Below are 12,492 nucleotides of genomic sequence, written 5' to 3' on the forward strand. Positions count from 1 at the left end.
GGTGTCTACTTCCCCTTGTGCCCGGCCCTGCCCCGGCCGCCCTTGGTGTCCTTGTGGGTGCCGTTCTCGGTGCCGTGCGTGCTGTCGTACTTCTCGTACGCGTCGACGATACGGCCGACGAGCTTGTGCCGTACGACGTCCTGCGACGACAGGCGGGAGAAATGGACGTCGTCGAGGCCTTCGAGGATGTCCTGGACCTGACGCAGACCCGACTTGGTGCCGTTGGGCAGGTCGACCTGGGTCACGTCACCCGTGATCACGATCTTCGAGTCGAAGCCGAGGCGGGTGAGGAACATCTTCATCTGCTCGGGGGAGGTGTTCTGGGCCTCGTCGAGGATGATGAAGGCGTCGTTGAGCGTACGGCCGCGCATGTACGCCAGGGGGGCGACCTCGATCGTGCCCGCGGCCATGAGGCGCGGGATGGAGTCGGGGTCGAGCATGTCGTGCAGCGCGTCGTACAGCGGGCGCAGGTAGGGGTCGATCTTCTCGTAGAGCGTGCCCGGCAGGAAGCCGAGGCGCTCGCCCGCCTCCACCGCGGGGCGGGTCAGGATGATGCGGTTGACCTGCTTGGACTGAAGGGCCTGCACCGCCTTGGCCATGGCGAGATAGGTCTTGCCGGTACCGGCGGGGCCGATGCCGAAGACGATCGTGTGCTTGTCGATCGCGTCGACGTACCGCTTCTGGTTCAGGGTCTTGGGGCGGATCGTCCGGCCGCGCGAGGAGAGGATGTTCTGGGTGAGCACCTCGGCCGGGGTCTCCTGGCCGTCGTTGGTGCCGTTCTCGCTCGCTCTGAGCATCGCGATGGAGCGTTCCACTGCGTCCTCCGTCATCGGCTGTCCGGTGCGGAGCACCAGCATCATCTCGTCGAACAGGCGCTGGACGATGGCCACTTCGGCGGCGTCGCCGACCGCGCTGATCTCATTGCCCCGGACATGGATGTCGGCCGCCGGGAAGGCCTTCTCGATCACGCGCAGCAGGGAGTCGCCGGACCCCAGCACGGTCACCATGGGGTGCTGGGCGGGGACGGTGAACTGTGCTCTCGCCTGTCCCTGCGCGGGGGTGCGATCTGTGGGTGTCTGAGTCATGGGCCGGCTCTGTAGGCCTTGCTCGTCCTCCTCGAAACGACTCGCCCGCCACATGGGCGGCCTGGCGATTTCCAGGGTACGCCGGGGGACTGACAACGCCGAAGGCCTTTTCCGCCCGCGGCGACCGGGGTGCGGGCGCCCTCGGTGCCGCGGTGAGCCCTGCATACGCCCCCCGCGCGCGTGGGGAGAATGCGCGCCGACACCGCTCCGCGCGCACCGGGTTCTCGTCGCGCCAGTCCGGGAAAGCAGGTCGGCCGTGCTCTTGCGTCTGCCCACGTCCGTGTCCGAGGCACGCCAGTGCCTGTCCGAGGGGGCGATACCCGTCGGCGGAGCCACCCTCCAGTGGGCCGTCTGGCAGCGGGACGGCTTCCCCCGGCAGGCGATGAGCCTGCGCGAGGTGCCCGAGGCCAATGTGCTCGGCGCCGGGGAACTGGGGGCGGCGGTGCCGCTGCACCGGGTCGACGAGCGGGTGCCGGAGGTGCTGCACCGGGCGGCGGCCGGGGTCGGCACCGGTGCCGTGCGCAGGAGTGCCACGGTCGGCGGGAACATCGTCGGCAGCACCCTGCGCTGTCTGCTGCCCGCGGCCGTCGTGCTGGACGCGCGTGCGGTGGTGCTGGACACGGAGGGCCCCTACGAGACCGACCTCGCCGAGCTGACGGCGAAGCGTCCGCTGCTGCTGAGCCTGCGCTGGCGCACCCCGCTGGCGACCGCCTACCGCAAGCTGTCGGAGGCCCCCGGCGGCCCGCCCCCGCTGGTCGTCGCGACCGCCGTACACGCCCCCGCGGGCATCCGCCCCCTCCTGCGGATCGCCGTCCGCGACGGCTATGACGTGCTCGCGGAGAGCACGGAGTGCGACGGCGGCGCGGAGCCGGTGCTGGACGCGCTGGCCGGTACGGCGATCGGCGCGCTGCCGGCCGAGGCGCGCGAGGTGGTCCGGGACCAGGTGACGGAGCTGCTGGCCCGCACGGCCTCGTAGGGCCCCGCAGGCCCTACGCCGACCGCCGGAACCCGATCGTCGGTACCGCTCGTCTCAGCGGCCACGGGCGGGCCTGCTCCGCCGGTACGAGCTCCGCCAGGAAGCCGTACCGCCGCAGGGCCGCGGGGTCCTGGCCCGGCAGTGACTGGACCTTGCGCCACCAGGCGCCGATCTCCGACCAGCCCGGTGCCGACAGGGAGCCGCCGAACTCCTGGACGGAGAGCGCGGCCGTCAGCCCGGCGAAGGCGAGCCGGTCGGCGAGCGGCCAGCCCGCCAGCGTGCCGGTGACGAACCCGGCGACGAAGACGTCACCGGCGCCGGTGGGATCGAGGGCCTCCACGGCGATGGCGGGCACCTCGGCGGACTCCCCGGTCCGCCGGTCGACCGCGTAGGCGCCCTCCGCGCCGAGGGTGACCACGGCGAGCGGCACATGGTCGAGGAGGGCGTGGGCCGCCTCGCGCGGGCAGGAGGTGCGGGTGTAGCGCATGGCCTCCTCGGCGTTGGGCAGGAAGGCCTCGCAGTGTTCGAGGTCGACCAGGCCCGCCAGGTCCCAGGCGCCGGTGTCGTCCCAGCCGACGTCGGCGAAGACGCGGGTGCCCTTGCTCGCGGCCTGGGCGATCCAGGGGGCGCGCTTGCCCGGCACCAGCGAGGCGACGGCGGCACGCGCGCGTGGCGGGCAGTCCGGGGCGCCCTCTTGGATGATTGCCGCCTCCGGGGGCGGCTCGTGGCCGTGGGAGACCATCGTCCGCTCGCCCTCGTACGCCATGGAGACGGTGACCGGGGAGTGCCAGCCGGGGACGGTGCGTGACGGCGAGAGATCGATGCCCTCGCCCTGGGCCAGGGCGTCCCAGCAGTACTCGCCGTAGTGGTCGGAGCCGAAGGCGGCGGCGAGGGAGGTCCTCAGCCCCAGCCGGGCGAGTGCGGTGGCCATGTTGGCCACACCGCCTGGGCTCGACCCCATCCCGCGCGCCCAGGACTCGGTCCCGCGCACGGGTGCGGAGTCGAGCCCGGTGAAGATGATGTCGAGGAAGACGGTGCCGGTGAGATAGACGTCCCAAGGGGGGTCGTCGGGGGTGCGCAGCGCGGCGAGCGGGTCGACCTGGGCCTGACACGGCCCGGCCGCTCCTCGGTGCGACGGTCCCTTTCCGGTGGACGCGTTGGATGCGCTGGACGCGATCACGGGGCGCTCCCTGCGAGTGGTACGGATTCAGCCAGTCTGCACCACACCACTGACAACAGGGGTGTCAACACCGGCTCGCACCACGCGTCCCGCTCCCCCGCCCGGCACTACCAGCGCGGCACCCCCGGCGTCACCCACCCCGGCTCCGCGACCCGCATGGCCGCCGCGTCGTCCCGCTCCCGCAGTCCTCCGTCGTCGTCGACCCACCGCCGGTGCAGTGCCCGCAGCCGCTCCCGGTCGACCTCGACGCCCAGCCCCGGCGCGTCGGACACGGCCACCTTCCCGCCCTCGAACACCAACCGCTCCGTCAGCACGTCCTCCGTCTGCCACGGGTAGTGCGAGTCGCACGCGTGGTGCAGGTCGGGCACGGTGGCCGCCACCTGTGTCATCGCGGCCAGCGAGATCCCCAGGTGAGTGTTGGAGTGCATCGACACCCCCACCCCGAACGTCCGGCAGATCGCGGCGAGTTGCTGCGTGTTGCGCAGGCCGCCCCAGTAGTGGTGATCGGACAGCACCACCTGCACGGCCCCCTTCGCGAACGCCTCCGCGATCTCCGCGAACGTCGTCACGCACATGTTCGTGGCGAGCGGCACCTCGGTCCCGGCGGCCACCTCGGCCATGGCGGCCGTACCGAGCGCGGGATCCTCCAGATACTCCAGGACGTCCCCGAGCTCCTCCGCCACCTTCAGCGAAGTGGCCACGGACCAGGCGCCGTTGGGATCGAGCCGCAGCGGATGTCCGGGAAACGCCTCGGCGAGCGCCCGCACCGCGGCGATCTCCTCGTCCGGCGGGAACACCCCGCCCTTGAGCTTGAACGACGTGAACCCGTACCGCTCCTTGAACAGCCGGGCCTGCGCCACGACCCCGGCCGGATCGAGGGCGGCCCCCCAGTCGTCCTTCTCGGCGGCGACGCCCGCCGGATGGTCGGCCCACTTGTAGAACAGGTAGGCGCTGTACTCGACGGCGTCCCGCACCTTGCCCCCGAGCAGCGCGTGCACGGGCAGCCCCAGCGCCCTGCCGAGCGCGTCGAGACAGGCGACCTCGAACCCGGAGAGGACGGACAACCGCAGCTTGTCGGCGGTCTGCACACCGCGCAGCCCACCCACGTCGACCTGCCCGGAGACCCGTGCATCGGCCACGGCCACCTCGTCGGCGACCGCGAACAGGCCGTTCAGGTCGGACACCTGACGTCCGATCAGCTTCCGCGCGAACGGCCGTGCCAGCTCCAGGTACTTGGTGTCGCCGTACGTCTCCCCGAACCCCACCACCCCGCCGGCCGTCTCCACCTCGACGATCAGCCGGGGCGTGTACGGCTGGTGCACCCCTTGCGTGTTGAGCAGCGGCGGGTCCGCGACGAGGATCGGTGTCAGCCGTACGTCGGCGATCGTGAGATTCACTGCGTCATCTCCTCATGTAGACGACATCCACATATAAAGATGGAGGTTAGATACGCGGACAACAGCCGTCAACGGCGCCGTCCCGTCGGATTACGATCGGCGCATGTCAGAGACAGGGGGCGTCCGCGAGGTGAAGTCGGCGGCGCGGACGGTCGAGCTGCTGGAACTCCTCGCGGCCCGTGGGGACCGCCCGGCGCGCCTCCAGGAGCTGGCCGACGCGCTCCAGGTCCCCCGCAGCTCGATGTACGCCCTCCTCCAGACCCTGATCTCGCGCGGCTGGGTCCGCACCGACGTCACCGGCTCCCTCTACGGCATCGGCATCCACGCCCTGCTGACCGGCACCAGCTACCTCGACTCCGACCCGCGCGTCCGGGTCGTACGGCCGTATCTCGACGAGGCGTCCGACGCGCTGGGCGAGACCATCCACATGGGCCGGCTCGACGGCCGGGACGTGGCCTATCTGGCGACCCGCGAGTCCCACGAGTACCTGCGCACGATCAGCCGCGTCGGCCGCCGCCTGCCGGCACACGCGGGCGCGCTGGGCAAGGCGCTGCTGGCGGAGCGAGCGGACGCGGAGCTACCGCAGGGGCCGTACGAGGCGCTGACCCCCAACTCGCACACCACCAGGGAATCCTTGCTGACGGACCTGGCGGAGACCCGCTCCCGCGGCTACTCGATCGACCACGAAGAAGGCGTCCTCGGCATCGTCGGCTTCGGCTTCGCCCTGCGCTACGACGCCCCCGCCCAGGACGCGATCAGCTGCTCGGTGCCGGTGGCCCGCCTGACACCGGGGCACGAGGAGCGGATCGTCACGGTGATGCGGGAGATCAGGGCGAAGATCGAGGCGGCGCCCCCTGGGAACGGAGCGGCGGCTCAGTGGCGGTGAAGGCAGTGCTGCTACCCACCCTTCCCCACCCCAAACACGAAGTGCCCCACATCACACCCCCCACTCTTCTTCTCGAACCGCGTGCTTGATACAAATTGCCCGCGCGTTCCTGTCCGTCGACGGTCGTCGCCCAACCCCCTTTTCTGAGCCGCTTCTTTCGCATGCCCTGGGAACGCCCGTGTCCGCCCGTCGCTCCACCCTGCCCTGGCCCCTCGTCGCCCTTTTCACGGCCGGGTACCTCGCCCCGTACCTCCTCCCGACCACCGTCGGCCGGCTGGACTCGGGGCTTCCGCTCTCCGCCACCGAGGCGGGCGCCGTCGGCAGCGCGCTGCTGCTGAGTTCGGCCTCGGCGGGCTTCCTGCTCGCCTCCCGCGTCGACCGGATCGGCCCGCGCCTCCTCGCCCGCACCGGCCTCGTCCTCGCCGTCCTCGGCTACGGCGGCGCCGCGCTCACGCACACCGTGGGGGCCGTCATCGCGGGCGTGCTCATCGGCGGCTTCGGCTCGGGTACGGCGACGGCGGTGGCCGCCACCGGCATCGCCGCCCAGCCCGACCCGCACCGCACCACCACGCTCGGCCTGCTCGGCGTCTCCGCACTCGCTGGCGCCGTCTATCTGACGGTCCCGCACCTCGGCCCGGGCCACGGCCAGCCGCTGGCGGCGATCGCCCTCACGGCGGCGGCGGTCTGGCCCCTGACCGCCCGCCTCTCACCGTCCACGGCACCCCACCGCACCCGGCAGCAGGCGAAGACGCCCCTCCCGCACCTGCGCGCCGGTCTGCTCCTCGCCGGCACCCTGCCGTGCTGGTCCCTCGCCCAGAACTCCCTGTGGGGCGTCAGCGGCCGCATCGGCCTCGACCAGGCCCACCTCACCGAGGCGACCGTCGGCGCGGTCTTCGCGATCGCCCTCGGCGCCGGTCTGCTCGGCGTCATCGGCGCGGGCGCACTCGGCCCCCGGCTCGGCAAGGCTCTGCCCATCGGCGCGGGCACGGCCCTGATCGCCGCCTGCATCGCGCTGAGCGCCTCCGCGACCGACCTCACGACGTTCGCGACCGGCGAGATCGCGTGGAACACGCTCTACCCGATCGTCCTGTCGTACGTCATCGGCCTGGCCGCCTCCCTGGACCCGAGGGGCCGCTGGGCGGTCCTGGTCGGCTCGGCATCGTCCCTGGGCACGGCGGCGGGCCCGTTGGCAGGCAGCCTGCTGTCGGCACAGGCGGGCTTCGAGGCCATGGGCTGGGTGCTGGCGGCGGGCTTGCTGGTGATCGCGGTGCCGATGACGGCGGTGGCGATGGGCGCGGGCAGGCGCTCCTTGCCGGTGGTGGAGATCCCGGTGGAGGCGCCGTCCTACGACAAGGCAACAGCTGCGTAGAGGGCCTTCAGGGGCGCGGGGAACTGCGCGACAAGCCCCCACCGGGCCCGCAGCCAGACTCAAAACCGATACGCATCCACCTCGGCGAGATACCGAGCCCTCCGCTCCTCATCATGCTCAAGAAAACTCGCCAGGAACGAGTTCCGAGCAAGCTCCCGCAACCGCTCCTCCCCCAGCCCCAACGCGGAGCGCACCGCATCGAAGTTGTCCCCCGCATACCCCCCGAAATAGGCAGGGTCGTCAGAGTTCACGGTGCACAGCAACCCCGCATCCAACATCGCCGGAAGCGGATGATCCGCAAGCACATCAACCGTCCGCAGCCGCACATTCGACAGCGGACACAAGGTCAACGGAACCCGCTCCCGCACCAGCCGCTCCACCAGCGCCGGATCCTCCACGCACCGCAGCCCGTGGTCGATCCGCTCCACCCCGAGCACGTCCAGCGCCTCGGTGATGTACGCCGGCGGCCCCTCCTCGCCCGCATGCGCCACCCGTCGCAGCCCGAGCGCGGCAGCCGCCTCGTACACCTCGCGGAACTTCACCGGCGGATGCCCGACCTCGGCGGAGTCGAGCCCGACGCCGACGATCCGGTCGAGGTACGGCTTCGCGGCCTCCAGCGTCCGAAGGGCCGACCCGGCGGACTCGTCCCGCAGGAAGCACATGATCAGCTGCGTGGAGACACCGTGCCGGGCCTCGCTCTCGCCGAGCGCCCGCCACAGCCCCTCCACCACCGTGCCCATGGCCACACCGCGCGCGATGTGCGCCTGTGGGTCGAAGAAGATCTCCGCGTGCCGCACGCCCTGCGCGGCGGCGCGGGCGAGATAGGCGTTCGCCAGATCCTCGAAGTCGCGCTCGGTGCGGAGCACGGCCATGAGCTCGTAGTACAGGTTCAGGAAGGACTGGAGGTCCTCGAAGTCGTACGCCTTGCGCAGCTCATCGGTGTCCGCGTACGGCAGCTCGACGCCGTTGCGCGCGGCCAGCTCAAACGCCAGCTCGGGCTCCAGTGTGCCTTCGATGTGCAGGTGCAGTTCAGCTTTGGGGAGGGGCATCAAAGCATCGTACGGCCGCTTTACCGCCGTTTCGGAACCGGTACCCGCAGCAGGTCGTGCGCCACCGTCAGCTCGCCCTCGAACCCGGCCGCCCGCGCCTGCCGCTCGAACTCGTCCGGCTCGGTGTAACGCTGGCTGAAGTGGGTGAGGACGAGATGCCGTACGCCGGCGTCCCGGGCGACGGTCGCGGCCTGCCCGGCGGTGAGGTGGCCGTGTTCGACCGCGAGGTGCGTGTCCTCGTCGAGGAACGTGGACTCGATGACGAGCAGGTCGCAGCCGTCGGCGAGCGCGTACACGCCGTCGCACAGGCGGGTGTCCATGACGAACGCGAACCGCTGTCCGCGGCGGACCTCGCTGACGTCCGCCAGGGTCACGTCCCCGACCGCGCCCTCGCGCTGGATGCGCCCGACGTCCGGCCCCTTGATGCCGTGCGCCGCGAGGCGGTCGGGCAGCATGCGGCGGCCGTCGGGTTCGACGAGGCGGTAGCCGTAGGACTCGACGGGGTGGGAGAGCTTGCGGGCCTCCAGCGTGTAGGAGGCGGACGCGCCCAGCGCCCCGTCCTCGCTCACCGGGGCCTGGGTGAGCGCGACCGTCTCCCGGTAGGCCGTCGCGTACCGCAGCCGGTCGAAGAAGCGCTGGCCGGACTTCGGGTAGTGGGCGGTGATCTCGTGCGGGACGCGGTCGAGGTTGATGCGCTGGATGACGCCCGCGAGACCGAGGGAGTGGTCGCCGTGGAAGTGGGTGACGCAGATCCGGTTCAGGTCGTGCGCGGCGACCCCGGCGCGCAGCATCTGGCGCTGGGTGCCCTCGCCCGGGTCGAAGAGGATGCCCTCGCCGTCCCAGCGCAGCAGGTAGCCGTTGTGGTTGCGGTGCCGGGTGGGGACCTGGCTGGCGGTGCCGAGGACCACCAATTCACGTACGGACACGGTGACTTACCCGGGGGGCCAGGCGAGGCCGCGGCCGCCGAGGACGTGCGCGTGCGCGTGCCAGACGGTCTGGCCGGCGCCGGCGCCCGTGTTGAAGACGATGCGGTAGCTCTCCAGCTTCTCCTCGTCGGCGACGGTCTGCGCCTCGCGCAGCACGTCGGCGGCGATGCTGGGCTCCGCGGCGGCGAGCGCGGCGGCGTCCCGGTAGTGCACCTTGGGGATGACCAGGACATGCGTCGGCGCCTGGGGGTTGATGTCCCGGAAGGCGACGGTGGTGTCCGACTCGCGGACGATCGTGGCCGGGATCTGCCCCTCGACGATCTTGCAGAACAGGCAGTCGGCCTGCGGCTCCCCTGGCATGTGCGTCCTCTCACCGTAATCGCCCGAAGTCTGAGGGGCATCGTATCGAGCAGGTCAGGGAAGCGACGGAGGCACCTTCGCCGGAGTCCCTTCCAGGGCCTCCAGGGCGAGCCTTATGGCCTCGTCCAGTTGGACGTCCCGTCCCGCCCCGTGGTCCTGCGGGCGCTGGACGACCTCCACGTCCGGGTCCACGCCGTGGTTCTCCACGCCCCACCCGTAACCCTCCAGCCAGAAGGCGTACTTGGGCTGGGTGACGAGCGTGTCGTCGACGAGGTGGTAGCGGCTGTCGATGCCGATGACGCCGCCCCAGGTGCGGGTGCCGACGACCGGGCCGATGCCGAGGGCCTTGATGGCCGCGTTGACGATGTCGCCGTCCGAGCCGGAGAACTCGTTGGCGACGGCGACGACAGGGCCGCGCGGGGCGTCCTGCGGATAGCTGTAGGGGCGCATGCCGCGCGGGCTGGCCCAGCCGACGATCCTGCGGGCCAGCTTCTCCACGACCAGCTGGGAGGTGTGGCCGCCGCGGTTCTCGCGGACGTCGACGACGAGCCCCTCGCGGGCCACCTCGACGCGCAGGTCGCGGTGGATCTGCGCCCAGCCGGGGGCCTGCATGTCGGGGACGTGGAGGTAGCCGAGGCGGCCGCCGGAGCGTTCGTGGACGTAGGCGCGTCGGTCGGTGACCCAGGCGTGGTAGCGCAGCGGCTCCTCGTTGGCGACCGGGACGACGACCGCGTGCCGTACCTCCCCGCCGCCGGACGGGGAGATGGTCAGCTCGATCGCCTTGCCCGCCGTACCGACGAGCAGCGGCCCCGGACCCGTCACCGGGTCGACCGGCCGGCCCGCGACCGCGACGATCGCGTCCCCGGCGCGGACCGCGACGCCGGGCGCGGCGAGCGGGGAACGGGCCTCGGGGTCGGAGGTCTCCGCGGGCAGGATGCGGTCGATGCGCCAACTGCCGTCCGGGTGGCGGGAGATGTCGGCGCCGAGGAGGCCCTGCCGGGCGCCGCTGCCGTAGCCGCCGCGCGGGACGACGTAGGCGTGCGAGGTGCCCAGCTCGCCCTGGACCTCCCAGAGCAGGTCGACGAGGTCGTCGTGGGTGGCGACGCGGTCGAGGACGGGGCGGTAGCGGTCGAGGACGCCGTCCCAGTCGGTGCCGCCGAGGTCGGGGCGCCAGAAGTGGTCGCGCATGATGCGGCCGGTCTCGTCGTACATCTGCCGCCACTCGGCCGCCGGGTCGATCGTCTGCCGGATCCGGGTGAGGTCGACGGTGATGTTGGTGTCGCTGTCGTCGTCGTTCGAGGCGCGGCGGTCGCTCGGTACGACCTTCAGCCGGCCGTCGGTCCCCAGCAGGACCCGCTTGCCGTCGCCGCTGACGGCGAAGTGGTCGACGTCGGCGGCCAGATGCTCGACGCGCTGCTGGACGAGGTCGAAGCGCTCCAGCTCGGTCTTGGGGTCGGGTGCGTCGGGCGTGGCCCGGGAGGCGCCCAGCACCCCGCGCACCGGGTGCCTGAGCCACAGCACGCCGTCCTTCGCGGCCCGCAGCTCGGAGTAGCGGGCGGCCTCCACCGGGAAGGGCACGATCCGGTCGGCGAGGCCTTCGAGGTCGATCCGGGTGGCCGGGGCGCCCTCGCTGTCGGGGGTCTCGTCCTTGTCGGGCGCGTCGAAGGGGCGGCCGTGCCGCTGCGGTCCGAACGGGGACGGCGTGGTGGCGGCGAGGGTGATGAGGTGCGGGCGGGCGCCCTCCACGAAGGCCAGGTCGAAGACGTGCTCGTCGTAGACCGGGTCGAAGGAGCGGGTGGAGAGGAACGCCAGGTGCTTGCCGTCGAGGGTGAAGGCGGGGGCGTAGTCCTGGAAGCGCAGCGGGGTCGCCTCGGTGACCGACAGGTCGGTGGTGTTGGCGAGGCGGAGCTGGCTGAGCGGGCGCGGGCCGGGGTGGGACCAGGCGAGCCAGGCCGAGTCGGGTGAGAAGACCAGCCCGGCGGCGTCGCCGTCCTCGCTGCGGTCGATCTCGCGGACCTCGCCCGTCTCGCGTTCGACGAGGAGGACGCGTCCGTCGTGCGCGGCGACGGCGGCCCGGCTGCCGTCCGGTGCCATCGCCAGGTCGAGGACCCGGCCGAGCTGTCCCGCGGCGAGCCGGCGCGGGGTGGCGCCGGGGGCGAGGCCGGTGGCGGGCGCGAACTCCAGGGCGTCGTCGCCGTCGGCGTCCGTCACCCACACCACCCACTCCTCGCCGTCGGCGCGGAAGGCCCGCGGCAGCCGGGACCGCACCCCGGGCTCGGCGGCGAGGGCGCGGGCCGGGCCGGAGCGGTGGGTGACCCAGTGCACGGCCCCGCGCACACAGACGGCGCTGCCGCGTGCGGTGTGGTCGGGGGACGCCGACTCGACCCAGCGGGAGGCGTTCAGGGTGTACGGCTGGAGGTCGGCGCGGGAGCCGCCGAGCCGGATGTCGAGCCGGCGCGGCTCCGCCCCGTCCAGGTCGTCGAGGACCCACAGCTCGCCGGCGGAGGCGTAGACGACCCGGTCGCCGTCCCCGGCGGCGTGCCGGGCGTAGAAACCGTCGAGCGGGGTGTGCCGGCGCAGGTCGGCCCCGTCCGCGAGGGACGAATAGACGGCCCCGACACCTTCGTGGTCGGAGAGGAACGCGATCCGCTCCCCCGCCCACACCGGGAACTCGATGTTCCCGTCGAGCTCTTCATGCAGCCGTACGAACTCCCCGTCCCCACCGTCGTCGATCCACAGCTTGCCCGCGGTACCGCCCCGGTACCGCTTCCACCAGGCCGCCTCGCGCCCCATCGGGGCGGAGAGGAGAACGGTGCTCGGCCCCTGCGCCACACCCCCCACGGGACCGTACGGCAGGACGGTGGACGGGCCGCCGTCGAGCGGGACGGTGTGCGCCCAGGAGCGGCGCAGGCTGGCCTGGCCGTGGGTGGTGAGGGCCAGGACCTGCCCGTCGGGCGTCCAGCCGCGCACCTGGGTGCGCCAACTCCCCCAGTGCGTCAGCCGTTTCGCGGGTCCGCCGTCGACCGGGGCGATGTGCACCTCGGGCGCCCCGTCCCGCGTCGAGGTCCAGGCGACGGTGGTGCCGTCGGGTGAGATGCGGGGCGTGGAGACCGGCACGTTGTCGCTGCTGACCCGCCAGGCGCGGCCGCCGTCGAGGGGCGCGATCCAGACGTCGTCCTCGGCGGTGAAGGCGACCAGGTCGCCGTGCAGATGCGGGTATCGGAGATACGCGGGCGTCGCGGGCTGGGTCACCCGATCACCCTA

General features: G+C 72.4%; 10 protein-coding genes. 3 read left to right on the forward strand and 7 right to left on the reverse strand.

Features of this window, described 5'->3' with window-relative positions:
* Positions 1 to 5: 5 nt before the first annotated feature.
* Complete coding sequence (locus tag EJC51_RS16755; protein ID WP_059191700.1) at positions 6 to 1,085, reverse strand: PhoH family protein; 1,080 nt, start codon at positions 1,083 to 1,085, stop codon at positions 6 to 8.
* Between the two features lie 256 nt (positions 1,086 to 1,341).
* On the opposite strand from EJC51_RS16755, the gene EJC51_RS16760 reads away from it, so the two are divergent.
* Positions 1,342 to 2,061: an FAD binding domain-containing protein gene (locus EJC51_RS16760; protein ID WP_126271825.1), complete on the forward strand. Its 720-nt coding sequence runs from the start codon at positions 1,342 to 1,344 to the stop codon at positions 2,059 to 2,061.
* A gap of 13 nt (positions 2,062 to 2,074) precedes the next feature.
* On the opposite strand, the gene EJC51_RS16765 is transcribed toward EJC51_RS16760, so the two are convergent.
* Positions 2,075 to 3,241, reverse strand: coding sequence for a carbohydrate kinase family protein (locus EJC51_RS16765; protein ID WP_126271826.1), 1,167 nt, complete (start codon positions 3,239 to 3,241; stop codon positions 2,075 to 2,077).
* Between the two features lie 107 nt (positions 3,242 to 3,348).
* The gene (locus tag EJC51_RS16770; RefSeq protein WP_126271827.1) at positions 3,349 to 4,638 is read right to left on the reverse strand and encodes a glucarate dehydratase family protein; all 1,290 of its coding nucleotides are present in this window, start codon (positions 4,636 to 4,638) and stop codon (positions 3,349 to 3,351) included.
* 103 nt (positions 4,639 to 4,741) lie between these two features.
* Here EJC51_RS16770 and EJC51_RS16775 point away from each other — a divergent pair, with 103 nt between their 5' ends.
* Both EJC51_RS16775 and EJC51_RS16780 read left to right on the forward strand, forming a co-directional pair.
* Positions 4,742 to 5,524: an IclR family transcriptional regulator gene (locus tag EJC51_RS16775; protein ID WP_126271828.1), complete on the forward strand. Its 783-nt coding sequence runs from the start codon at positions 4,742 to 4,744 to the stop codon at positions 5,522 to 5,524.
* A gap of 178 nt (positions 5,525 to 5,702) precedes the next feature.
* Positions 5,703 to 6,893, forward strand: a complete 1,191-nt coding sequence (locus tag EJC51_RS16780; protein ID WP_126271829.1) for an MFS transporter — start codon at positions 5,703 to 5,705, stop codon at positions 6,891 to 6,893.
* A gap of 59 nt (positions 6,894 to 6,952) precedes the next feature.
* Here EJC51_RS16780 and EJC51_RS16785 read toward each other — a convergent pair whose 3' ends face one another.
* From EJC51_RS16785 to EJC51_RS16800, 4 genes are read right to left on the reverse strand one after another with little or no spacing between them, the layout of a single operon-like run.
* Complete coding sequence (locus EJC51_RS16785; RefSeq protein ID WP_126271830.1) at positions 6,953 to 7,942, reverse strand: adenosine deaminase; 990 nt, start codon at positions 7,940 to 7,942, stop codon at positions 6,953 to 6,955.
* A 20-nt stretch (positions 7,943 to 7,962) separates the two neighbouring features.
* Positions 7,963 to 8,868 carry a ribonuclease Z gene (locus EJC51_RS16790; RefSeq protein ID WP_126271831.1) on the reverse strand — a complete coding sequence of 302 codons (906 nt, stop codon included), beginning with the start codon at positions 8,866 to 8,868 and terminating at the stop codon, positions 7,963 to 7,965.
* A gap of 6 nt (positions 8,869 to 8,874) precedes the next feature.
* Complete coding sequence (locus EJC51_RS16795; RefSeq protein WP_126271832.1) at positions 8,875 to 9,228, reverse strand: histidine triad nucleotide-binding protein; 354 nt, start codon at positions 9,226 to 9,228, stop codon at positions 8,875 to 8,877.
* A 54-nt stretch (positions 9,229 to 9,282) separates the two neighbouring features.
* The gene (locus EJC51_RS16800) at positions 9,283 to 12,480 is read right to left on the reverse strand and encodes a S41 family peptidase (RefSeq protein WP_126271833.1); all 3,198 of its coding nucleotides are present in this window, start codon (positions 12,478 to 12,480) and stop codon (positions 9,283 to 9,285) included.
* Between the last annotated feature and the right edge of the window lie 12 nt (positions 12,481 to 12,492).

Source organism: Streptomyces aquilus (assembly GCF_003955715.1).
Lineage (GTDB): Bacteria > Actinomycetota > Actinomycetes > Streptomycetales > Streptomycetaceae > Streptomyces > Streptomyces aquilus.